Source organism: Nonomuraea sp. NPDC050451 (genome assembly GCF_044458585.1).
On the sequence record NZ_JBITHZ010000004.1, the window covers coordinates 627,769 to 650,509 of the forward strand.

The 22,741-nt window shown below is 71.6% G+C and carries 22 protein-coding genes; 9 read left to right on the forward strand and 13 right to left on the reverse strand.

The genetic code is table 11. The annotated features are described in order from the left end of the window. Positions 1–29: 29 nt before the first annotated feature. Both ACIBI9_RS17880 and ACIBI9_RS17885 read right to left on the reverse strand, forming a co-directional pair. Complete coding sequence (locus tag ACIBI9_RS17880) at positions 30–596, reverse strand: SRPBCC domain-containing protein (protein WP_397223196.1); 567 nt, start codon at positions 594–596, stop codon at positions 30–32. A 62-nt stretch (positions 597–658) separates the two neighbouring features. Further along, entirely contained in the window at positions 659–1,135 is a 477-nt protein-coding gene (locus ACIBI9_RS17885) for a lamin tail domain-containing protein (protein WP_397223197.1), read from the reverse strand. Between the two features lie 86 nt (positions 1,136–1,221). Here ACIBI9_RS17885 and ACIBI9_RS17890 point away from each other — a divergent pair, with 86 nt between their 5' ends. Next, positions 1,222–1,398, forward strand: coding sequence for a hypothetical protein (locus tag ACIBI9_RS17890; RefSeq protein ID WP_397223198.1), 177 nt, complete (start codon positions 1,222–1,224; stop codon positions 1,396–1,398). Between the two features lie 171 nt (positions 1,399–1,569). Then, positions 1,570–1,908, forward strand: a complete 339-nt coding sequence (locus ACIBI9_RS17895) for a hypothetical protein (protein ID WP_397223199.1) — start codon at positions 1,570–1,572, stop codon at positions 1,906–1,908. 78 nt (positions 1,909–1,986) lie between these two features. Here the strand turns inward: ACIBI9_RS17895 and ACIBI9_RS17900 are convergent, their stop codons facing one another. Both ACIBI9_RS17900 and ACIBI9_RS17905 read right to left on the reverse strand, forming a co-directional pair. After that, positions 1,987–2,424 (reverse strand): VOC family protein, encoded by a 438-nt coding sequence (locus ACIBI9_RS17900; protein ID WP_397223201.1) that lies wholly within the window; start codon positions 2,422–2,424, stop codon positions 1,987–1,989. A 1-nt stretch (position 2,425) separates the two neighbouring features. After that, positions 2,426–2,998, reverse strand: coding sequence for a DinB family protein (locus ACIBI9_RS17905; RefSeq protein WP_397223202.1), 573 nt, complete (start codon positions 2,996–2,998; stop codon positions 2,426–2,428). 61 nt (positions 2,999–3,059) lie between these two features. Between ACIBI9_RS17905 and ACIBI9_RS17910 the strand changes: the two genes are divergently transcribed. Then, positions 3,060–4,019: a helix-turn-helix transcriptional regulator gene (locus tag ACIBI9_RS17910; protein WP_397223203.1), complete on the forward strand. Its 960-nt coding sequence runs from the start codon at positions 3,060–3,062 to the stop codon at positions 4,017–4,019. A gap of 9 nt (positions 4,020–4,028) precedes the next feature. On the opposite strand, the gene ACIBI9_RS17915 is transcribed toward ACIBI9_RS17910, so the two are convergent. The 8 genes from ACIBI9_RS17915 to ACIBI9_RS17950 form a co-directional block, all read right to left on the reverse strand. After that, the gene (locus ACIBI9_RS17915) at positions 4,029–4,628 is read right to left on the reverse strand and encodes a GPP34 family phosphoprotein (RefSeq protein WP_397223204.1); all 600 of its coding nucleotides are present in this window, start codon (positions 4,626–4,628) and stop codon (positions 4,029–4,031) included. Continuing rightward, positions 4,625–6,004: an APC family permease gene (locus ACIBI9_RS17920; protein WP_397223205.1), complete on the reverse strand. Its 1,380-nt coding sequence runs from the start codon at positions 6,002–6,004 to the stop codon at positions 4,625–4,627. Before ACIBI9_RS17920 ends, ACIBI9_RS17915 begins: the two co-directional genes overlap by 4 nt. Positions 6,005–6,130: 126 nt before the next feature. After that, a complete protein-coding gene (locus ACIBI9_RS17925) occupies positions 6,131–6,856 on the reverse strand; it encodes a TetR/AcrR family transcriptional regulator (protein WP_397223206.1) in 726 nt (241 codons plus the stop codon). Between the two features lie 42 nt (positions 6,857–6,898). Continuing rightward, positions 6,899–8,386 (reverse strand): multicopper oxidase family protein, encoded by a 1,488-nt coding sequence (locus ACIBI9_RS17930; RefSeq protein WP_397223207.1) that lies wholly within the window; start codon positions 8,384–8,386, stop codon positions 6,899–6,901. A gap of 123 nt (positions 8,387–8,509) precedes the next feature. Next, positions 8,510–9,721, reverse strand: a complete 1,212-nt coding sequence (locus ACIBI9_RS17935) for a hypothetical protein (RefSeq protein WP_397223208.1) — start codon at positions 9,719–9,721, stop codon at positions 8,510–8,512. Continuing rightward, entirely contained in the window at positions 9,718–10,029 is a 312-nt protein-coding gene (locus ACIBI9_RS17940; protein ID WP_397223209.1) for a hypothetical protein, read from the reverse strand. The genes ACIBI9_RS17935 and ACIBI9_RS17940 overlap by 4 nt, the downstream gene beginning before the upstream one ends. A gap of 146 nt (positions 10,030–10,175) precedes the next feature. After that, positions 10,176–11,120, reverse strand: coding sequence for a hypothetical protein (locus tag ACIBI9_RS17945; RefSeq protein WP_397223210.1), 945 nt, complete (start codon positions 11,118–11,120; stop codon positions 10,176–10,178). Between the two features lie 11 nt (positions 11,121–11,131). Continuing rightward, positions 11,132–14,581: a WD40 repeat domain-containing serine/threonine protein kinase gene (locus tag ACIBI9_RS17950; RefSeq protein WP_397223212.1), complete on the reverse strand. Its 3,450-nt coding sequence runs from the start codon at positions 14,579–14,581 to the stop codon at positions 11,132–11,134. A gap of 229 nt (positions 14,582–14,810) precedes the next feature. On the opposite strand from ACIBI9_RS17950, the gene ACIBI9_RS17955 reads away from it, so the two are divergent. From ACIBI9_RS17955 to ACIBI9_RS17980, 6 genes are read left to right on the forward strand one after another with little or no spacing between them, the layout of a single operon-like run. Next, positions 14,811–15,812, forward strand: coding sequence for a LacI family DNA-binding transcriptional regulator (locus ACIBI9_RS17955; protein WP_397223213.1), 1,002 nt, complete (start codon positions 14,811–14,813; stop codon positions 15,810–15,812). A 15-nt stretch (positions 15,813–15,827) separates the two neighbouring features. Continuing rightward, on the forward strand, positions 15,828–17,093 hold the full coding sequence (locus tag ACIBI9_RS17960) for an extracellular solute-binding protein (RefSeq protein WP_397223215.1): 1,266 nt from the start codon (positions 15,828–15,830) through the stop codon (positions 17,091–17,093). Next, on the forward strand, positions 17,093–17,965 hold the full coding sequence (locus ACIBI9_RS17965; protein WP_397223216.1) for a carbohydrate ABC transporter permease: 873 nt from the start codon (positions 17,093–17,095) through the stop codon (positions 17,963–17,965). The genes ACIBI9_RS17960 and ACIBI9_RS17965 overlap by 1 nt, the downstream gene beginning before the upstream one ends. Beyond that, positions 17,965–18,771, forward strand: a complete 807-nt coding sequence (locus ACIBI9_RS17970; RefSeq protein WP_397223217.1) for a carbohydrate ABC transporter permease — start codon at positions 17,965–17,967, stop codon at positions 18,769–18,771. The genes ACIBI9_RS17965 and ACIBI9_RS17970 overlap by 1 nt, the downstream gene beginning before the upstream one ends. Positions 18,772–18,781: 10 nt before the next feature. After that, on the forward strand, positions 18,782–20,161 hold the full coding sequence (locus tag ACIBI9_RS17975; protein ID WP_397223218.1) for a sulfatase-like hydrolase/transferase: 1,380 nt from the start codon (positions 18,782–18,784) through the stop codon (positions 20,159–20,161). 55 nt (positions 20,162–20,216) lie between these two features. Next, positions 20,217–21,074, forward strand: coding sequence for an aldo/keto reductase (locus ACIBI9_RS17980; protein WP_397223219.1), 858 nt, complete (start codon positions 20,217–20,219; stop codon positions 21,072–21,074). Between the two features lie 62 nt (positions 21,075–21,136). Here ACIBI9_RS17980 and ACIBI9_RS17985 read toward each other — a convergent pair whose 3' ends face one another. After that, the gene (locus ACIBI9_RS17985) at positions 21,137–22,705 is read right to left on the reverse strand and encodes a glycosyl hydrolase family 18 protein (protein WP_397223315.1); all 1,569 of its coding nucleotides are present in this window, start codon (positions 22,703–22,705) and stop codon (positions 21,137–21,139) included. Positions 22,706–22,741 lie beyond the last annotated feature (36 nt).

A 22,741-nucleotide genomic window follows, 5' to 3' on the forward strand; every position in this document is an offset into this window, starting at 1 on the left:
CTCCCGTCAACCGGTGTTCAAACTATGAGTCAGTGCGCGGACTCGGCGCGTTCCTTGATGGTCAGCAGCTGCCTGCGCATCGCCATGAAGTCGACCAGGTCCATCGAGGCGAGGTAGGTGGTGCCGCGCACGCCGGGCTGGGCTCGGACGCGTACCCGGAAGACCATCCGGGTCCTGCCGTCCAGGTCGCGCAGGGAGACCGAGCAGGTGGTGGTGGCGTCCTCGCCGCGCTGGGCGAGCACGAGGGTGTGGGGCGGGTCGGCCTGCTCGACGACGTACCCGGTGCCGTCGGACGCGGGGTGCAGGACGTCCCCGACCTTCAGCGGCTCCTCCGTGGCCGGAGGCTCGGGGGTGCCGCCGCCCGGCCGGTAGCCGCCCAGCCGGACCAGCCAGGCCCAGACGGCGGCCGGGGGAGCGTCGACGGTGACGGCCCTGGTGGCCTGGTACTGCGGGGATCGTACGAGGTCGTCGCCGGCCATCTCGCCGTGGACCTCGCGGTCGTCGGCACCCCAGCGGAGGTGCCACGGACGGACGGCGAGCACGTAGCCCGCCGCCGCGCCGACCGCCAGCCTCAACAGCGACCGTGTCCCGAACATCACGAACTCCTTCGTGTCGACGGTGATGTGGGCGGTGCCGGGGCCCGGCACCGCCCGTTGTGTCAGCGGCCGAAGGCGATGGTCCGGCCCGCCATGACCCGGTTCGCCTGGTAGGTCACCTGGTCGATCGAGCTGCCCTTCGGGTCCACCAGGACGATGGTGTCGCCGCCGTTGTCCAGCCGCAGCCCGCCGTCCAGCGTCACCCGCAGCGCGGCTCCGGCGTCGATCCGGCCGGTCAGCGTCTTACGGCCGCCGGCGGCGTCCGACAGGGCCCAGCCCTCGAGGTCGATCGCGGTCGCCGTGAGGTTGAGCAGGGTGACCGTCTCGTTGCCGCGGTCGGCGCCGGCCGGGTCTGGGAGGGCCGCCACGATCAGCAGATCCCCGGCCGCGACCAGCGGCGGCTTGACGACGGTGCCCGGCGGCGCCGGGTCCGGGGCGATGATGAACTCCTCCGGCCACACCGTGAGCTGGAGCTGCTGCCCGGCACCCTTGATCACGTCGTGCAGGTTGCCGCGTTCGAGCTTGGTGAGCAGGAACACCTCGTCGTCCCCGGTTGACCGGGTCCGCGCGCAGCCAGGCGTCAAAGCCGTCGAAGTCCGTGAAACCGGCCGCGAGGTACGGCACGATGCGGCGGAACAGCTTCGGCCACATCACCAGGGCCTCGGCGTCGGCCAGGCCGGTGACGGTGGCGGCGCCGTCGGGGTCGGCGGTCGAGCCGGGCCAGATGCCGGCGGCCTTGCTCCTGGCCGCCTGCGACACTTCCGCCAGGTGCGTGCGCAGCTCCGCCGGCAGCGTCGCGTAGAACGCCGGATAGACCAGCCCGCCGGCCAGCAGCGTGCCGTTGACGGACGCGTCCACGAGCGCCGGGTCCAGGAACACCGAGGCCCCGTCGGCCCCCGGATGGTCACCCGCGTAGGCGAAGCCGATCAGCCGGCCGTTCGCGTCGACCCCGTTCGTGAGGACGTGCCCGCGGATGGAGTCCTGGTCCGCCGACTTCACCTTGTTCGGCAGGTCCTCCCAGTACCGCACGTTCGTGAACCCGAGGAGGCGCAGCAGCTCGTCCCTGGCCGCGTTGGCCCCGGCGAGCTGCTGGTGCGTCTCCTCGAAGTGGGTCTCCAGCGCGTCGATGGCCTCCAGGCGCACGGAGACGCCGCGGCGGTTGATCTTCGGCGGGTGGCCGGAGCGCCGCGGCAGCGCCTCCACCAGCGCGGGCGAGTCGGGCAGGAACTTCACGGTGTCGCCGTCGGGCTCGGGGCCCTGCCGCGGGAGATCCGCGTACCGGATCACGAAGTTCCCGCGTAAAAGCGTGTAAGTCATGGATTGCCCCCCATCTTGTGGCGAGCGGAGCGTAACCCGCGCACCTCGCGGCGTCCATGGGGGGCGCGGCCGGTCAGTCGAGGCAGAACTCGTTGCCCTCGGGGTCGGCCATCACGATGTGACCGGCGCCGAGCGGGGGAGCGGGCTCGTGGCGCTGGAGCCGGGTGGCGCCGTGGGAGACGAGCCGCTCGGCCTCCGCCTCCAGGGCCGCCATCCGCGCGTCGCCCGCGAGCCCGGGGGCGGCCCGCACATCGAGGTGCACGCGGTTCTTGGCCGTCTTGCCCTCCGGCACCCGCTGGAAGAACAGCCGCGGCCCGGAGCCCTCGGGGTCGATCAGCGCCGAGGCGTCGTTGCGGCGCTCGGGCGGCACGCCCATCGCCTCCAGGGCCTGCTCCCACGACTCGAAGCCCTTGGGCGGGTCCTGCAAGCGGTAGCCGAGCGCCTCGGCCCAGAACGCGGCCAGCCCGGCCGGGTCGGCGCAGTCGAAGGTGATCTGAATGTCGCGGGCCATCTCAGCTCGTCTCCCGGTGGGTGTGCAGGTAGAGGTCGCGCAGCAGGCACACCTCTGACAGATGGTGGATCAGTTCGCGGTTGATGTGCAGGACCAGCGCCGCCAGCGGAAACTCGGCGTACGGTCCCTCCGCCTCGCCGCACGGGCGGGCGAGTCCGGCTTCGCCGAGGGACTCGACCCCGGCCAGCCAGGTGGCGTACTCCGCGTCGAGCTGGGCCAGCGCCGCGCCCGCGGTCGGAGCGTACTCGAACGACCCGTAGTCGGTGGGCGTGCGGCCGAAGTGCGAGGCGTTGCGCATCGCGAGCACGCCGACGATCACGTGCCCGAGTCGCCAGGCGATCGTCGTCACCGGCGGCGGCTCGGGCACCGGCATCGCGAAGTCGATGGTCATCGCGCCGGACCCGGCCCGCACCGGCGCGGCGCCGGTGCCGCGCGGCCGGACGCTCCAGCAGCCGGGCGCCGGCTCCCAGAAGTACTCGTCATCGGTGAGCCCGTCGAGGCGATCGCGCAGCTGATGGGTCCAGTGCCAGTCGATCTGATCTCGGAGCAGGGTGTTCCAGCTCTGGTGGTTCATGGCTCAAGCCTCCCGCATATAGCGGACAGAATCGGTCCGTGATCTGTGGAACGATGAGCGCGTGACTGTCGAGTCGACGACCGAGCGGGTGCTGCGGCTGCTGGCGCTGCTGCAGCGCAGGCCGTCCTGGACCGCTGCCGAGCTCGCCGCCGAGCTGGGTGTCACCGACCGCTCGGTGCGCCGCGACGTGGAGCGGCTGCGCGCGCTCGGCTACCCCGTGCACGCGACGGCGGGCGTCGGCGGCGGCTACCAGCTCGGCGCGGGCACCCGGCTGCCGCCGCTGCTCCTCGACGACGAGGAGGCGATCGCGACGGCGGTGTCCCTGCGGCTGGCGGCGGGAGGCACGGTCGCCGGGGCGGGCGAGGCGGCGCTGCGGGCGCTCGCGAAGCTCGACCAGGTGATGCCGCCCCGGCTGCGCGCCGAGGTCCGGGCGGTGTACGGCGCCACCGAGACCCTGGTCGGCCCCGGGGTCGAGATCGACGCGGAGCTGCTGACGACGCTCGCGCGGGCCTGCCGCGACGCCGTGCGGGTGCGGTTCCGGTATCCCGGCCACGACGGCGGGCAGCGCGAGCGCACGGTCGAGCCGGTGCGGATGGTCTCCACCGGCCGCCGCTGGTACCTGATGGCCTGGGACGTCGACCGCGACGGCTGGCGCACCTTCCGGCTGGACCGGATGCGCGAGGTGGAGGCGACGACCTGGCGCTTCCGGGCGAGGGAGCATCCCGACCCGGCCGCCTACGTGCAGCGGTCCGTGGCCGAGGCGCCGTACCGGTATCTCGCCCGGGTGCGCCTGCACGCCCCGCCCGATCGGGTGCGGGAGCTGGTGCCGCCCCAGGTGGGGCGGGTCGAGGACGATCGCGACGGGTGGTGCGTGCTCGTCGCCGGCGGGCAGGACCTCGACTGGCTGGCCGTGCACGTGGCCCGGCTGGGCTTCGAGGCGGAGGTGCTGGAGCCCGCCGAGCTGCGGGAGGCCGTCGCCCGGCTCGCCCGCCGCCTCGCGGCGATGGCCGGGCCCAGCTGAGGGCTACAGCTAGCGGTAGACCGCCACGGCGGCCTCCGCGACCAGGGTGTCCACGACCGCGACCAGCTCGCCCACCACGGGCGGGGCGGCCGCGGCGATCTCGCGGAGGCGGCCGACCAGCCGGTTCGCCGGCTGATCGAGGTAGAGCTCAGCCTCCAGCCGCAGCACTGCCACCAGCCCGCAGAGCGCGGCGCACCGCGCGTCCGGCGGTTTCCAGCCCTCGACCGCCGAGCGCGCTCCCGAAGAGGCCCGGACGACCGAGGCGATGTCGGCGAGCTGGTAACGCGTGTACGGCAGCATGCCCAGGCGGCGCCCGCTCACCCTGACGAGCACGCCCGAGGCGACCAGGGCCTCGCGGGTGCGGTCGTAGAGGCCGTCCGCCGCCTTCTTGATCAGCAGCCTGACGTCGCCGTCCGCCAAGGAGACGGGGGCGTCGCCGGAGACGGTTACGTGGCCGCCCGCGACGGTGACGCGACCGCTGATGGCCTGTTCGAGCAGCACCGCGCCGGCCAGTCCGAGAGCCATCGACGACTGGTGGATCAGGGGCTTGCCGGACTGGTCGTGCGCGATGAGATACAGGTCCTCGTGGAGCGGCAGCCGGTTCATCATGACCGTCCGGTCAGGCCCTGGACGGTGGGCCGGCGGCCGAGCGCGTACAGGCCGGCCAGCACCAGGGCGCCGACGCCGAGCCAGATCAGGCCCACCAGCTGCGCCATCACGTGGGCGTTGATCACCACGAAGACGAGGATCCCCATCCCGATGAGCGGCGCGATGAGGTGCGTCCACATGGCGTCCGAGCCGAGGCGCAGCGAGTAGTGCACGATCACCGACGCGTGCAGGACGATGAACGCGACCATGGCGCCCATGCTGATCAGGCTGCTGAGCAGGTCGACGCCGTCGGCGCGGGTGGACATCCAGATCCCGAGGCCGACGGACAGCAGGGAGACGAGCATGATGGCGTTGGCCGGGACCGACTGCCTGACCGACACCTTCGCCAGGAACGACGGGAGCTGCCGGTCGCGGGCCATCGCGTACAGCAGGCGCGAGGCCGCGACCTGGGCCACCATGGTGTTGGCCACGCCCCAGGAGAGCGCGGTGGCGGTCGAGGTGAGGTGCCTGAGCCATTCGCCGCCGGCCACCGCGGCCGCGTCGTAGAACGCGGTGTCACCCCCGTGCCGCAGGAGGCCCGCCGGGTCGGGCACCAGCAGGGCGGCCACCCACACCTGCACGATGAACAGCACGCCCGCCAGCACCAGGGCCAGCCGCATGGCCCGGCCCACCTGCTGGGACCCGCCGGTGGACTCCTCGACCAGCATGCTGATCCCGTCGAAGCCGATGAACGACAGCACGGCCACCGACACCGCGGCGAACACCACCGGCCAGGAGAACGTCTCCGGGCTGAACAGCGGGGAGAGGCTGAACCCGCGGCCCTTGCCCTGGAGCAGGGCCCAGACGCCGACCACGAGGAACAGCGCCAGCACGACCAGCTCGAACACGATCATGATGCGGGTGAGCTTGACCGTCATCCGGATGCCCCGGAGGTTGATCGTGGTGTTGAGCGCCACGAAGGCGATCAGCCAGGCCCACACGGGGATCTCCGGCACGATGGCGTGCATGGCGATGGACGCGACGAGGTAGAGCAGGCACGGCACGAGGATGTAGTCGAGCAGGACCATCCATCCGGTCAGAAAACCGGCCGGCGGCGCGATGCCGCGGCCCGCGTAGTTGTAGACCGAGCCGGACAGCGGGAAAGCCTTGACCATCTGCGCGTACGAGGCGGCGGTGAAGAGCAGCGCGACCATCCCGACGAGGTACGCCAGGGCCGGCATGCCGCCCGAGCGGGCGTAGACGGAGCCGAAGATCGCGAACGGGGAGATCGGCACCATGAACACCAGGCCGTAGGACACGAGGTCGGTCAGCCCGACCCCGCGGCGTAACTCCTGCCGGTATCCGAACTGCTCGACGTTCGCGTGCTGTGTGGGCACGACGGCCTCTCCAAGGTCATGCGGGAACGGGGGGTTCGATTGGGCGATCCTTCCGTAGCCCGAGGCCGCGTCGCAAGACCGACGGCAGGCTTATGTCACACGTGAGCAGGGCTCTGAAATGGGAGTTCAGCCGAGGCGGGACTGGAGGCCGTCGAGGACCCGCTGGAGGCCGTACTCGAAGCCGTCCTCGTTGGACTGGGAGGAGAGCTGGTCGCGCTGCGCGGCGTAGCGGGCACGCAGGCGCGGATAGTCCTGCACGGCCCGCTCGGCCGCCGGCCACAGGCGCTCCACCCACTCCTGCTCGGTCTGACCGCTGCGGGTGATCATGGACAGGATCGCGGCCTCGCTGGTGGTGACGCCGAGCACGTACGCGACGAGCGTGCTCATCGCCTGGTCGGCCTCGTCGAGCGGGAAACCGGCGGACTCGAGGACGCCGAGCATGTGCTCCGTCTGGCGCAGCATGTTGGGCCCCAGGTAGGCCAGCCCCACCTCGCCGAGCTTGGCGGCCATCCAGGGGTGGCGCAGGATCGTGGCGCGCAGGCTGTGGGCGATGTGCGCGATGGCCGCCCGCCACGAGGTGGCGTCGCTCTCCTCGGGCAGCGGCAGCTCGCCGTAGACCGCGTCCACGGCCAGCTCGATCAGCTCGTCCTTGTTGGCGACGTGGCGGTAGAGCGAGGTCGCCCCGGCGTTGAGCCGGCTGCCGAGGCGGCGCATGCTCAGGGCGTCGATGCCCTCCTCGTCGAGCAGCCGGACGGCCTCGGCCACGATCTGGTCGCGGCTCAGCGCCGGCTGCTCGCGCTCGCGGCGGGGCCGCGCCCACACCGAAGGGATGGACTGCTCGTCTTTCGCCATACCACTCACCATAGCGCACATTGTGCGCATGTGCGAACGCTGTTAGCGTCGGCGCTTCCGCTTGCGGTTGTGCTGCTGGGGACGGTGGCCGGTGTTGCTCGGGGCGGGGCCGTAGCCGATGGCGCCCATCATGCCCTGCTCCTGGTGATACAGGTTGTGGCAGTGGAACATCCACTCGCCGGGGTTGTCGGCGAGCACGTCCAGGTGGAGCCGCTGGCGCGGCTTGATGTTCACGGTGTCCTTGCGCGGCCCGCGCCCGTCCGGCAGGCGCAGCTGGAACGTGTGGCCGTGCAGGTGCATCGGGTGCCACATGGGCGACTGGTTGTCCACGATCAGCCGGACCGTCTCGCCCCGGTCCACGCGCAGCCGCAGGTGGTCACTGGTGACCTTGTCGTTCATCGTCCACTCGTTGCCGGACGGGCGCATGCCGAGCGTCACCGTGATGGACCTGGACGGGCGGGGCAGATCGTGGGACGACGGGGCCTCCAGGTCCCGGTACGCCAGCATCCGCTCGGTCAGCTCCGGCACCTGGACATCGCTCGCCGGCGACTCCGCCCGGCGATCCGTCCGCACCACCGCGAACGCCCGCCCCCGCTTGCCCTCCGCCATCGCGACCAGCGGGAACGCTCCCGAGTCGAGCCGGGTCAGGAAGTCGTAGCGCTCGCCCATGCCGATGAGGAACGTGTCCACGTTCACCGGATGGCACGGGAAGCCGTCGGTGTGGGTGACGGTCATGCGATGCCCGCCGAGCGCCACGCGGAAGGCGGTGTCGGAGGCCGCGTTGATCACCCGGAACCTGACCACGCGGCCCGGCGCGGTGCGGAAGCTCATCGGGGCGTCCGGCGACCGGCCGTTGACCAAGTAGAGCGGGTGCCGCATCTCCGCCGCCACGCCGCCGAGCGCCTCGCTGCGCAGGGTGTCGTCGTGGTCGGTGGACGCGTTCAGCCGCGCCAGGGCGTCGTCCGGAGTGCCCTCGATGCCGTCCAGCCAGTCGTCGAGCACGACGGTGAACTCCTCGTCGTACTCGAGAGGCTCCCGCGGGTCGCCGACGATCAGCGTGCCGTACAGGCCGCGGTCGGGCTGGGTGCCGACGTGCGAGTGGTAGAAGTACGTGCCGGGATCGGGCGCGACGAAGTCGTAGTCGAACGTCTTGCCCGGCTGGGTCGCCTCCTGGCTGAACCCGGGCGCGCCGTCCATGGGGAAGTCGAGCCGGATGCCGTGCCAGTGCACGGTGGTCGCCGCGGTCAGCTCGTTGACCAGCCGCGCCCGGACCCGCTCACCGGCCATCACCCTGATCTGCGGGCCGGGGACGTCGTCGTTGTAGGTCCAGGTGCGCACCTCGCGCCGCCCCAGGGAGACCGTCGCGGGCCGGGCCCGCAGCACCATCCCCCCGGGTCGTGGCGCCGCCGTCGCGGGCGGGGCGCCCAGCAGGGGGACGGCGCCGGCCAGCGCACTGGCGAATGTGCCGGTGACGAACGTCCGGCGGGAAACCCGCCCACCTGCACCCCACGAACTCGACCAACCACCCACGAGACCTCTCCCTCCGTTCACCAGGCAAGATTACGGAGGGTAACGGGCGAAATCCCCTCGCCACGCTGACGGAGATCCCTGGTGTCCGTCGCGCGGCAGTCGCGCCCAGGGGGCACGGGGCTGTCAGCCGAGCAGGAGTGCGAGCACTAATCCAACAAAGAGCACAACAGCAGCGCCGGCAAGATGGTTCCGCTGGCGCCGATAGTAATCGCTGTTCTTCACGGTCCGACAGGCTGCGCGCCAGATGTCCTGGATGTTGCGGATTTCGCTCGCGTCCAGGCCCGCCCTGGACACGAGCCGATCGGCTATCGCGTTCGCGTACGTCATCAGCGCCAGGACGGCATCTATCCATGGCCACCCGCTGGTCCAGGGCCGGCCCGAAACACTCGCCGCATTCGAGTCTGAGACCCGCCCCAGAAGAACGGCGGCCATGGGCTGCGGCAGCGCTCGCAACACGGCTTCGAATCCAGTCTGTGAGACCACCGCCAGTCCATCGAGCAACCTTGTCGCTGACGCCAGCCGAAGGCGCCTGATGCAGGCCGCGACCAACTTCGCCGAACCCAGGGCCGCCATCAGGCGAGCGGTGCGGTGCACATCCGAGATGACCAGCCGCTCCAGCAGCCCGGGCGCGTCTCGCGTCAGCTCGGGAAGTGGGTATCGCTCACCGGACGCGCTGTCGACCGCGTATCGGAACAGCAGCGCCCTCAACAGCGCTGCGGCCATTTCGTCTTTCAGGCCCAAGACGTACTCGACCCCAGGGAGCAACTGGGCTGCCCGGTGCGTGCGGAACCGCGCGGAAGACGAATCGACTCTGGTGATGCCGATCAACAGCTGAGCCGCGCGGCCGGGATTCGCCGCCGCGTATTCCCGTAACCGGACAGCCGCTCCACTCCCATCCTTCGAAAGTCGTTCGGCCAGCTGCGTCATAACCGCACTCCGATGGTCCCGGGTGAGTTCCCCGAGCCGTTTCATAAAGCGCTCGGCTGCCATTCCATAGAGGAGTTCGGCACACTGGGCGGGGCCTTTTCTCGCGCAGATCAGATTGGCGATCTCGCCCGCACGCTCGTACTCGGACAAGAGGTCGACCTGCCTGTCGCGACCGCACTCGATGAATTTGCGGAAGGCGCCCTCCAGGTCACGCAGGCGCAGTGTGCGAAGGTCCTCGTCCAAAGACGGTTGCTCGAAGAAGTTGTTGACCATCGAGTTGCCGCCCGGGCCGCTATTGATCTGAACGCCGCGCGCATATCTCGCGTCGACCGCATACGAATCCTTCTCCGGCGGCCGTGCCTCGGATGTGTCATCACCTTTCGGATCTTTTTCCGGCATGTTCATCACGAAGAGAAGTTGTTGTGCTGTGAATTGCCGCCGGACTGGTTGATCTGGACGCCCTGGGCATGACGCAGGTCGATGCCGTGGCCATTGGGTGGCTCCGCCGTCTCCTGCGAGCTGCTCGCCGGAGCGGGAGGGAGCAGATACGGCGCGACCAGGGCTCCCAACGCCACCAGGCAGCTGATGACGCTGCCGAGCCTGTCGGCCTTCTCGAGCCCGACAGCGGCGAAATAGCCGACGAGTCCTGCAACGCCGAGCGCGAAAACGATCCTGCCGGTCCAGATCAGGGACGGGCTCCGCCGCGGCACTGACATAGGTCGTCCTTTCGGTGACGGCACGTCGAGAGGATAGGCCCCACCGAGGGCGGGTCGAAACCCCCATGTGACTCCCGCCGGAGGGCTGCCGCGTGGTGACCTCGTGATCGCCGACCCATATCGAAGGGCGGTGTCCACCCACTTGATCACGGTGCCGGCTTGGCGGCGCTCACGACGCCCGCCGCCAGGTTGGTGCCGAAGTACTGCACCCGCCACGCGCCCCCGCTCTTCGACCCCGTGCGGACCTCGAAGCGGCCCCTGCTGAGGACCGGGTTGTCCCGGGTCAGGGCGCTCTTGTTGACCGAGTTGAACGCCCCGGACGGCGCGCCCGGCTTGCGGTAGAAGACCCAGATGCGCTGGTTCCCCAGCCCCTCCCAGGACGCGCCCGGCTTGCCGCGCAGCCGTCCAGAGTGGACGGTGCCTCCGCCCGCCCGCCGTACCGCGTAGTCGAGCTGCGTCGCGTACCGCTGCTCGGCCGTCGCCTCCACGAACACCGCCGTGCTCACCGCCCCGATCACCTCGGGGTCGCTGCGGACCTCGGCCCGCCACTCGCCGCTCTCCATGACGGGCGCCTGCGCGGCGAAGCGGCCGAGGTCGTCGGTGACCGCCTCGGCGAGCTCACGCCGGCCGCACGTCTCCTGTTCCTGGAACGCGATCACGACGGGCAGGCCGGCCGCCGGGCCGGAGGCGCCGTTCTTGACCAGCTCCAGCCGGCCGATGAGCCGGACCAGGTCGCCTCTGGGGACCCGGCGGGGCTCGGCGTCGAAGGACTCGAACCGCGCCTCGGCCTTCGCCCCGCGCCGGTCGACGTCGAACTCGTGCACGGCCGCCGCCCGGCCGGACCGCGCCTCGACCTGCCACGTCCCCTCCCGGTCGGCGGGCTGGAGGGTGTGCGTGGCCAGCCAGTCGCACGGCGGCGGCTGGGCGGCGAACTCGAGCGGTACGCGCGTCCCGTCCGGGCTGAGCAGCCGGCCGCGTAACCGGGTGGCGTTCGCGGTGGACACCTCGATCCGGAGCGCGACCTCGCCGGTGTCCAGGACGACCGGCTGCGGCGTCACCTGGATGGCGACGATGTCGGGCGAAGGCTGCATGTCTCCTCCTGTCAGCAGATCTCGCGGTAGGGCGTGCCGGGGATGAGCCGTTCCCACTCGCTCCGGGAGAGCGAGCGCCCTGCCCTGGCGCACAGGGCGGCGGCCGCGCCGGCGGCGGTGGCGGGCTGGTCGCCGAGCGTGCCGTCGGTCCGCAGCCAGCGCAGCTGCCCGGCGTCGAAGGCCAGCGCGACCACCTCGCCCGCCGGATACACGGTCGGCGGGCCGAGCGGGGCGCGTTCGGCGACGTCCCAGAGCTGGACGCGGTTCGAGCCGCCGACGGCCAGGGTCCGGCCGTCGGGCGAGAACGCCAGCACGTCCACCGCCCCGAACCCCTTGAGCGGCAGGTGGGCCAGCTGCCGGCGGTCGGCGGCGCTCCAGAGCGTCACCCCGGCGGCCAGCGCTCCGGTGGCGATGACCCTGCTGTCCGGGCTGTACGCGATGGCCCGCACGCCGTCCGCGCTCTCCCCGAACGGCCTGGTGACGGCCCCGGCCCCGCCCAGCGACGCGAGCGCGCCGTCCACGCCGTTCACCGCCAGCTCCCGCCCGTCGGGGCGGAAGACCATGCCGGAGCCGCCGGGCACGCTCAGCGTCCGCGTCCTGACCGCGCGGCGGACGTCCCAGAGCTGGACGTCGCGCCAGTTGTTCGCGGGCGGGGTGACGGTCTCCTGGAAGGGCGCCACCGCCAGCGTCGTGCCGTCCGGGCCGAACGCGAGCCCGCCCACCTCGCTCGCGCCTTTGACGAGGAACGTCCGGTCCTTCGTGCCCGTCGTCAGGTTCCAGAGCGTCACCCGCGCGGGATCGGCCGTCCCGACGGCCAGAAGCGTGCCGCCGGGGCTCAGCGCCATCGCGGTCGGGGTGACCGGCAGAGCCGCCAGGCGCTCCAGCCCGCCCAGGTGCCAGACCTCCACCCGGGGCCGCCGCACGATCACCGTACGCCGCGCGGGGTCGATCAGCCCGGCCTCGACCCCGGGCGCCAGCGTGCGGGGGCGGGTGAGGTCGGAGACGTCCAGGGTCACGACGGTGCCGTCGAGCAGGCCGAAGGTGAGCGTGCCCGGGCTCAGCCGGAGCCCGGACACGAGCTCGCCGACCGGATGGGACAGCAGCCGGCTGCCGTTCCGCGCCCAGAGGACGAGGTCGGACCCGTCGTAGGCGGCCAGGAAGCGGCCGTCCTGGCTGAAGCGCAGCGCGCGGGCCCCGAACCCCTTCAGCACCGGCTCCCGCCAGCGCCGCGCGGCGAGGTCCCAGAAGCGGACGTCGCCGCCCGTCCGTACCGCCAGCTCGCGCCGCACCGGGTCGAACGCGAGCGCCGCGCCGGGCAACCGGGCCAGCACGCCCTGCCAGTCGCGCAGCTCGATCCGGCCGCCGGGCAGGGTGGCGGCCATCAGGCCGTCGTCGGCGGAGAAGGCGACCTCGGTGGCGTCGCCGACGGCCACCGGGCGCTGGCTGGTGAGGTCCCACACCCGCACGCGGCCCTCGGCCGTGGTGGCCGCCAGCAGCAGCCTTCTGGGGCTGAACGCCAGCCGCTGCGCGCCCTCCCCGAACTCGGCGACCCGCACCCCGCGCTCGGCGTCCCAGACGGAGATCGACCGCTCGCCGGCCACGGCCAGCCTGCGTCCGTCGGCACTGAGCGCGATCGCGCTCACGAGACCGCTCACCCCGCCGAAGGCGCGGGCGGGCCGTCCGGCGTGCACGTCCCAGAGGGTGAACCTGCCGCCGTCCAGCACGGCCAGCCGCGTGCCGTCGTCGCTGAGGTCGAATCGGGCCGAGCCCGAGACCGGAGCGGGGCGGAAGGCCGAGCGCTCGCGCTGGGCCAGCGAGGCGTACATGGCGGAGCGCGCCTCGGCCACGGGCGCGAGCCGCCACGCGGCCACGCTCAGCAGCAGCGCCGTCAGCGGGTCGCCGGCCCGGGTCCGGTTCGCGAGCGCGGCCACCCGGCGGGCGGCCGACGTGTCCCGCTGGCGCGTGCCCAGCACGTTCTGCACGACCACGACCCCCATCGCGGCCAGCAGCACCGCGACGAGCGCCGCGATCGTGCCGCTGACGCGCCGGCGCCGCCTGGCCAGGTCACGGGTGCGCTCGCGGGAGGCGTCCAGGAACGCCTGCTCGCGCTGGTTCGGCCGGAGCGGCCCGCGCCCGTTCGCGACCCATTCGACGCTCTCGTCCAGGACCGTGCCCCGGTAGAGGTCGTCGGGGCGGCGGCCGTTGGCGTGCCACACGGTGGCCGCCCTGTTCAGGGCGTGGTGGACGGTCAGCGCCTCGCGATCGGCCTCGACCCAGTCCCGCAGGCGCGGCCACGCCCGCAGCAGCGCCGCCCCCGCCAGCGTGATCGACTCGCCCTTGTGGACGAGCAGGCCCGCGTCCGTGTACGCCTGGAGCACCCGTTCCACGCCGGCCGGGTCCCGCGCGCCGTCGACGAGATCCCGGGTGGCCGCCTCCCTGAGCGCGGTCTCGGCGCTCTCGTCGGTGCGCACCATGCGCAGCAGAGCCGAGGGGACGAGCGCCCGATCCTCCGGGCTGAGCCGCTCGTAGACGGCCTCGGCGACCTCGGCCGGCGACGGCGTGGCCGGTTCGGCGGGCGGCCCGATCTCCCCGGCGGCCCGGCTCCCGCTGCTGAGCAGCCCGGAGAGCCCGCCCTGCGACAGGCCCGGCCCGCCGGCGGCGCCGTTCATGGCGATGAGGTCGAGCAGGAGGGAACGCGCCGCCGGCCGGGCCTCCGCGTCCAGCGACATCGCCTCGCTCACCAGGCGCCGCAAGGGCTCCGCCAGCACGGTGAAGTCGGGCCGCGTGCCGGCCACCTGGTAGCGCAGGAGGGCGAGGTCGCCGGAGAACGGCGGCCGCCCGGTGGCCGCGTACAGCATCATCGCGCCCCACGCCCACACGTCCACGGCGGATCCGCCGCGCTGCCCGGCCAGCCGCTCGGGCGCCATGTACGGCGGCGTGCCCGCCGCGAACTCCCCCTCGGTCGTCTGCGACATCTCGCCCGTCCTGGCGAGCCCGAAGTCGATCACCCGCGGCCCGTCGGGCCCGAGCAGCACGTTGGCCGGCTTCAGGTCCCGGTGCACCACGTCGGCGTCGTGGATGGCGGCCAGCGCCGTGGCCACCCCGACGGCCAGCCGGTGCAGCCGGTCGGCGTCGAACGGCCCGTGCCGCTCGACGGCCGTGCGCAGGCTGGGCCCCTCGATGTGCTCGCTCACGATGTACGGCGTGGGCCCGTCGAGGTCGGCGTCGATGATGCGGGCCGTGCAGAACGAGGCCACCTTCCGCGCGGCCGTCACCTCCTTGACGAAGTCGGCCCGGGCCCCGGCGTGCTCCAGGAACTCCGGGCGGATGACCTTGATCGCCACGCGTCGCCCGGCGTCGTCGTAGGCGTCGTACACGACCCCTTGCCCGCCCGCGCCCAGCCGGCCCGCCAGCCAGTATTCGCCCAGTTGTGCCGGGTCGCCCGGCAAAAGAGGCGTCACGGACACCCAAGCTAGCGATTGCCCACGATCGCGCGCCACCGGGAATGTCCTAGGGAAAACCCGAGCCGATGGGGTTGATCTGGCGAACGCCGCAGGCATACGGTGTTAAACGATTAACACACCATCGCACAGCCAGGCGAGAACCATCGGCGTGCCGACCTCCCCATCCACATCAGAGGCCAGAGATTTCCCTTTATTTCCGTAGGGAATGCTAGGTTATACGACTAACATGAGACCTACAGCGCGACAAGTGGCCGAGCTGGCGAACGTGTCCGTGGCGACCGTCTCCTACGTGCTCAGCGGCCGGGACCGCCCCGTGGCCGCCGAGACGAGGCAGCGGGTGCTCGATGCCGCCAGGCAGCTCGGCTACACCCCCAACCAGGCCGCCAGGAGCCTGCGCAAGCGCCGCACCCAGCGGATCTGCCTCGTGCTCAGCTCGCTCGGCGGCGTGCCGAGCGACGAGCGCCTGGCCACCGACCTGCACGAGATGGCCGACGCGCGCGGCTACTCCGTGGTGACGCTCGCCGTCTACTCCGAGGCCCGCGCGAAGGCCGCCGTCGACGTGCTGCGCGGCGGCGTCGCCGACGGCGCGCTGATCAACCTCGCCGGCGACCACCTCACCCGCGACCTGGTCACCGGGCTCGCCGGCACCGGGCTGCCGATGGTGGTCCTGAGCAACGAGGACGGCCTCGAGGGCTGCGACCTCGTACGCACTCCGGAGACGGAGGCGTGCGCGGAGGCGGTCGAGCACCTGCTGGCCCAGGGCAGGCGGCGCATCGCGTTCCTGGCGCACCGCCACGAGCTCCACCGGGAGCAGCCCGCAGGCCGGCTGCTCGGCTACACGACCGCCCTGGACCGGCACGGCGTCAGCGAGCGGATCATCACCACGGGCGCGGACGACCGCGTGGCGGCCTACCAGACCGCCGCCGAGCTGCTGCGCTCGCCCGACCGCCCCGACGCGATCTTCGCGGCCTCCGACCGCGCCGCGATCAGCGCGATCTGGGCCGCCAGGGACGCCGGGCTCAGCGTGCCCGGCGACGTCGCGATCGTCGGCGCCGGCAACATCGACGAGGGTCTCATCAGCAATCCGCAGCTCAGCACCGTCGGCCCGCTCCGCCACGACTACACCGACGTCGCACGCTTGCTCTTCGACCGCCTCCAGGCCGAGGAGCAACCACCCGCCCGCGAGATCGTCCGCTCCTGGACCTTCCTGCGGCGGGGCTCTTCGTAGAAGGGAAAACCCGAGATGTCCTCCCCTCTGTCTCGCCGTGACCTGCTCCGCCTGGCCGCCGCCACCGCCGCCGTACCCGTCCTTTCATCTTGCGCCGGCGCGCCGACCACCCAGGCCGCCGCGCCCGGGACGTTCACCGTCTACTGGAACGCGGGCCACGACTACCAGGCCTACCGCAAGGTGATCGCCGAGTTCGAGCAGGCCAACAAGGTCAAGGTCAACCTGCAGAAGTACCAGTGGCCCGACCTGCGCACCAGGCTGCTGGCCGACTTCGCCTCCGGGACCGTGCCCGACCTGGTCGAGGAGCCCGGCGGATGGGTGCAGGAGTTCGCCGTCTCCGGCAACGCCCGCTCGCTGCAGGAGTACGTCGACCGCGACGGCCAGGCGATGGGCTTCCCCTCCGACTGGCAGCCGGTCACCGTGGAGCGCAACTCGTACCAGGAAAAGGTGTACGGCGTGCAGCTCCACCTGACCTGCAACACGCTCTTCTACAACAAGGCCATGCTCAGGGACGCCGGGGTGGAGGTGCCGACCACCTGGGAGGAGTTCCTGGCCGCCGCCAAGAAGCTCACCAGGGACGGCGTGTACGGCGTCGCGCTCAACCAGGACTACACCTACCTCTGGCCCTGGCTGGCCCAGGCCGGCGTCACCCCCTACGACCCCGCGACCGGCAAGGTCATGACGCCGGTCGCGGACGCGGTCGCCGCCCTGCAGTTCCAGGCCGACCTGGTCCACAAGCACAAGGTCGCCCCGGTGCCGGTGACGGGCACCGACTACTCGGGCCCGCAGAAGCTGTTCTCGGCCAAGCGCGCCGCGATGATCTTCACCGGCCCGTGGGACCTGGACCCGATCAGGAAGACCAGCCCCGACATTGAGCTGGGCGTCGCGCCGCCGCTCAAGCACAAGACGCAGGCCACGCAGGCGGCGGGCGTCAGCATGTTCGTCCCCGCCAAGGCCACCAGGCCCGACCTGTCGTGGGACTTCATCAAGCGCATCACCGCCATCGAGGTCGAGCAGGCCGCCACCAAGGAGACCGGCATGCTCATGCCGCGCGTCTCCTGGACGAAGCTGCCCGAGGTGGAGTCGAACGAGGTCACCAAGGTCTTCGCCGACGCCCTCCCGTACGCCAAGGACTCCTCCCAGCAGGTGCGCCTCACCGGGCAGCTCGGCAAGTGGGAGGAGCAGCTCAAGGTCATGTACCAGCAGGTGCTCATCCAGAACCAGCCGGCCGCCGAGGCGCTCGCGACGTTCACCGAGTCGGCCGAGGGCTTCCTGCGGTGATGAGGCCCCGCACGCTCTCCGGCCGTTACGCGCGGACGGCCTACCTGTTCCTCCTTCCCGCCATCCTGTTCTTCGCGGCCTTCTTCTACCTGCCGATCGGCAACGTCGTGGCCACCAGCGTGCGCACCGGGCCGCAGGCCGACCAGTGGGCCGGGCTGGGCAACTACGCGCAGGCGCTGGCCGACCCGGCGGTGCGGCACTCGTTCCTGGTCACGGTGGCCTTCGCGGTGGCCGTGGTCGTGGGCTCGATCGTGCTCGGGCTGGCCCTGGCGATGGCGCTCGACCAGCCGCTCAAGGGGCGGGTGGCGTTCCGGGTGCTGCTGCTGGTGCCGTACCTGACCTCCGTGGCGATCGTCGGCCTGCTGTGGCGCAACATCCTCGACCCCGAGCTGGGCGTGCTGAACCGGGTGCTGCTCGCGGCCGGGCTGCCCGCGCAGCAGTGGCTCAACACCGCGCCGCTGCTCACGATCGCCGCCGTGACGCTGTGGCAGAGCGTGGGCTACACGATGGTGCTGTTCCTGGCCGGGTTGCAGGGCATCCCCGAGACGTACCACGAGGCCGCCAAGATCGACGGCGCGGACGCGTGGCGCCGCTTCTGGCGCATCACGCTGCCGCTGCTGGCTCCCACGACGCTGTTCGTGTCGGTGATGGCGGTGATCTCGGGGCTGCAGGCGTTCGGGCAGGCGTACATCATCACGGGCGGCGGGCCCGGCGACGCCACCGACCTGTCCGTCTTCCACATCTTCAACGTGGCCTTCCGCACCAGGGACTTCGGCTACTCCTCGGCGCAGTCGGTGCTGCTGCTGATCGTGATCGTGGCGTTCACGCTGGTCCAGCTCCGGGCGGGGCGGCGCGGAGAGGTCGTGTACTGATGCGCAGGACGCTGCTCTACCTCCTGCTCGGGCTGGCCTCGCTCATCACCGTGCTGCCGCTGCTCTACATGCTGTCGCTGTCGCTCCAGACCGAGGCCGAAACCCTGTCGGCGCAGGCCGTGGTCTGGCCGGAATCACCGCAGTGGGGCAACTACGCGGAGCTGTTCGCCCGCGCGCCGTTCGGGAACTTCATCGTTAACAGCCTCGTCGTGGCCGGCGCCATCACGCTGGCGCACCTGATCTTCGACCCGCTGGTCGGGTACGTGTTCGCCAAGTTCCGCTTCCCGCTGCGCAACACCCTGTTCGTGGCGCTGCTGGCCACGCTCATGGTGCCGTTCTTCGTGCGGATGATCCCGCTGTACGTGCTCATGGCCAACCTGGGGTGGCTCAACACGTACCAGGGGTTGATCGCGCCGTTCCTCATGGACGCGTTCGGGATCTTCCTCATGCGGCAGTTCATCCAGCCCATCCCCGACGACCTGATCAGCGCGGCCCGCATCGACGGCGCCTCCGAGCTGGGCATCTACCGGCGGATCATCCTGCCGCAGACGCGGCCGGCGCTGGCCGTGCTCGGGCTGTTCACGTTCGTCTTCCAGTGGAACGAGTTCCTCTGGCCGCTGGTCGCCACCACGACGCCCGAGATGCGCACCATTCCCGTCGGGCTCACCCTGTTCAACCAGGAGTACTTCACGTTGTGGCACCTCACGGCCGCGGGCTCGGTGATCCTCTTCGTCCCCACCGCCGTCCTGTTCGTCCTCACCCAGCGATACTTCGTGCGCGGCATCGCGCTGACCGGCCTCAAATAGGAGTCATTTCTTGCGTCCGAACGTGATCGTGTTCTTCACCGACCAGCAGCGGTGGGACACCGTCGGCCCCTTCACCCCCAACCTCGACAGGATGGCCAGGCACGGCACGCAGGCCACGGTCGCGCTCACGCCGCAGCCGGTGTGCGCGCCCGCCCGCGCCGCGCTCCAGACGGGCCGCTACCCGACCACGACCGGCGTCTACCGCAACGGCCGCGTGCTGCCGCCCGAGGAGCGCACGCTGGCCCACCACTTCGGCGCGGCCGGCTACGCCACCGGCTACATCGGCAAGTGGCACCTCGGCGGCAGCGAGCCGGTCCCGGCCGACCGGCGCGGCGGCTACCGGTCGTGGCTGGCCGCGAACGCGCTGGAGCACACCTCCGACGCCTACCGCACGATCGTGTACGACGAGGCCGACGACCCCGTGCTGCTGCCCGGCTACCGCTCCGACGCCCTCGTGGACGCGGCCATCAGGTACGTCGCCGACCACCACGAGGAGCCGTTCTTCCTGTTCCTGTCGTTCCTGGAGCCGCACCACCAGAACGAGGTGGACAACTACCCGGCGCCCGACGGCTACGAGGAGCGCTACCAGGGCCGCTGGATGCCACCGGACCTGGCCGCCCTCGGCGGCACCGCCCACCAGCACATGGGCGGCTACCTGGGGCAGGTCAAGCGGCTGGACGAGGGGCTCGGGCGGCTGCTGGACGCGCTGCGCAGCATGGACCTGCTGGACGACACGATCGTGGCGTACACCTCCGACCACGGCAACCACTTCAAGACCCGCAACGGCGAGTACAAGCGCTCGTGCCACGACGCGTCGCTGCGCGTGCCCCTGGCGCTGCGCGGCCCCGGCTTCGACGGCGGCGGCGCCGTCTCCCGCCCGGTCAGCACCATCGACCTGCCTGCCACGCTCCTGGAGGCCGCCGGCCTGCCCGTCCCCGACTCCATGCAGGGGCGCTCGTTCCTCCCGCTGGTCCGCGACCCCCGGGCGGCCTGGCCCGAGGAGGTGTTCTTCCAGGTGAGCGAGTCGGAGGTGGGACGCGGGATCCGGACCTCGCGCTGGAAGTACTACGCCGTCGCCGAGGACGCCCACCCGTGGGACGACCCCGGCTCCGCCGCCTACCGGGAGCAGGCGCTGTACGACCTGGAGAACGACCCGCACGAGCTGGTCAACCTGGCGGGGTTCCCGTCGCACGCCGGGGCGGCGGCGCAGCTGCGTGAGCGGCTCGTCCGCCGGATCGCGGAGGCCGAGGGAGCCGAGCCGGTCATCGAGCCGGCCGTCGAGCGCCCCGCGCCGCCGCAGGCGATGACCGACCCGGAGGTACGGCTGAGCGGCTCCAAGCCGGTCCGCTTCGGCCACCAGCGCCCCGGAGCGCGGCAGGGGTCCGGTTGAGGCGAAGATGGGAGACGCGTAGACGGCCCAGCTGACAGCGAAACGGGGAACCCGTATGTCCATAGACCTCCAGTCCACCGGCACGTTCGCCATCGGTGACAAGACCGTTCACCGGCTCGGCTTCGGGGCCATGAGTCTCACCGGGCCCGGGGTCTGGGGGCCGCCCCGCGATCACGACGAGGCCGTGCGAGTGTTGCGGCGGGCAGTGGAGCTGGGCGTCGATCTCATCGACACCGCCGACTCCTACGGGCCCTACATCAGTGAGGAGATCATCCGGGAGGCGCTGCACCCGTACCCGGAGCGGCTGCTGATCGCGACCAAGGCCGGGTTCGTGCGGCCGGGGCCGGCGCAGTGGGTGGTCGTGGGGCGGCCCGCGTACCTGCGGCAGGAGGTCGAGATGAGCCTGAGGCGGCTCGGGGTGGAGCGGATCGACCTGCTCCAGCTGCACCGCATCGACCCGGAGGTGCCGCTGGAGGACCAGCTCGGCGAGCTCAGAGCGCTGCGGGACGAGGGCAAGATCGGCAGCATCGGCCTGTCGGAGGTGAGCGTCGAGGAGCTGGAGCGGGCGCGGCGCATCGTCGAGATCGTCACCGTGCAGAACCGCTACAGCCTCACCAACGGGTTCTCGGAGGCCGTGCTGGAGCACTGTGAGGAGCAGGGGATCGGGTTCATCCCCTACAGCCCCATCGCCAAGGGTGCGCTGGCGGCGGCCGGGAGCCCCGTGGGCGACGTGGCCAAGGCCGTCGGGGCCACGCCCGCGCAGGTGAGCCTGGCGTGGTTGCTGGCGCGTTCGCCGGTGATGATGCCGATTCCGGGCACGTCCTCGGTGGCTCACCTGGAGGAGAACCTTGCCGCCTCCACCGTGGAGCTGACGGCCGAGCAGGTGAGCGAGCTGACCGCCGCCGCCCGCTGACCGCCGCCCCGCTGACGGCCCTCTGGCGGGCCCCTGGTGTGGGGGCCCGCCAGAACGCTGGGTCAGTTCAGACCGGATTTCATGGCGGTGAGGAGTTCGGCGTTCGTGGTGTCGCCGCTGAGCTCCCAGAAGAAGGCGCCGCCGAGGCCCTGGCTCTTCGAGTAGCTCATCTTGCCGCCGATCGTGCTCGGCGTGTCATAGCTCCACCACTGGCCGCCGCAGTACGCGTACGCGGTGCCCGCGACCGTGCCGGTGGCCGGGCAGCGGGTCTTGAGCACCTTGTAGTCCTCGATGCCCTGCTCGTACGTGCCCGGCGCCGGTCCCGAGGCCGTGCCGCCGGGCGCGGCCTGAGTGACCCCGGCCCAGCCGCGGCCGTAGAAGCCGATGCCGAGCAGCAGCTTGCTCGCCGGCACGCCCTTGCCCTTGAGCTTCTGGATCGCGGCGTCGGAGTAGAAGCCAGGGGTCGGGATCCCGGAGTAGGAGGTGAGCGGGGAGTGCGGGGCGGTCGGGCCCTGCGGCGCGAAGGCGCCGAAGTAGTCGTACGTCATGACGTTGTACCAGTCGACGTACTGCGCGGCGCCCGCGTAGTCGGCCGCGTCGATCTTGCCGCCGTTCGTGCCGTCGGCGGTGATGGCCGCGGTGACCAGGTTGCCGGAGCCGAAGCGGGAGCGCAGCGCCGACATGACGTTCCTGAACGCCGCCGGGCCGCTGGAGTCGCAGGTGAGGCCGCAGGCGTTCGGGTACTCCCAGTCGATGTCGATGCCGTCGAACACGTCCGCCCAGCGCGGGTCCTCGACCAGGTTGTAGCAGGAGTTGGCGAAGGCCGTCGGGTTCTGCGCGGCCTGGGTGAAGCCGCCGGACCAGGTCCAGCCGCCGAAGGAGAACAGCACCTTCAGGTTCGGGTACTTCTTCTTGAGCTTGCGCAGCTGGTTGAAGCTGCCGCGCAGCGCGCCCGCGTCCCAGGTGTCGGCCACGCCGTCCACGCTCTCGCCGGCCTGGTAGAAGCGGTCGTAGTCGGCGTAGCTGTCGCCGATCGTGCACTGGCCGTTCTGCACGTTGCCGAACGCGTAGTTGATGTGGGTCAGCTTGGCCGCCGAGCCGCTCGTGTCGATGTTCTTGACGTGGTATCCGCGCTGGTAGACGCCCCACTGCACGAAGTAGCCGAGCACCTTGTTCCCGCCTCCGCCGCCGCCCGTGGTCGTGGCGGTGGCGGTGTTGCTGTTGGCGGAGCGGTTGCCGGCGGCGTCGCGGGCGCGGACGGTGTAGCTGTAGGCGGTGTTGGCGCTCAGTCCGGTGTCGGTGTGGGTGGTGCCGGTGACGGTGGTGATGAGGGTGCCGCCTCGGTAGATCTCGTAGCCGGTGACGGCGACGTTGTCGGTGGAGGCGTCCCAGGCGAGGGAGACGGTGCTGCCGCTCACGCCGGTCGAGCGCAGGTTGCCGGGCACCGACGGGGCGGTGGTGTCGGTGCCGCCGCCCGTGGTTGTGGCGGTGGCGGTGTTGCTGTTGGCGGAGCGGTTGCCGGCGGCGTCGCGGGCGCGGACGGTGTAGCTGTAGGCGGTGTTGGCGCTCAGCCCGGTGTCGGTGTGGGTGGTGCCGGTGACGGTGGTGATGAGGGTGCCGCCTCGGTAGATCTCGTAGCCGGTGACGGCGACGTTGTCGGTGGAGGC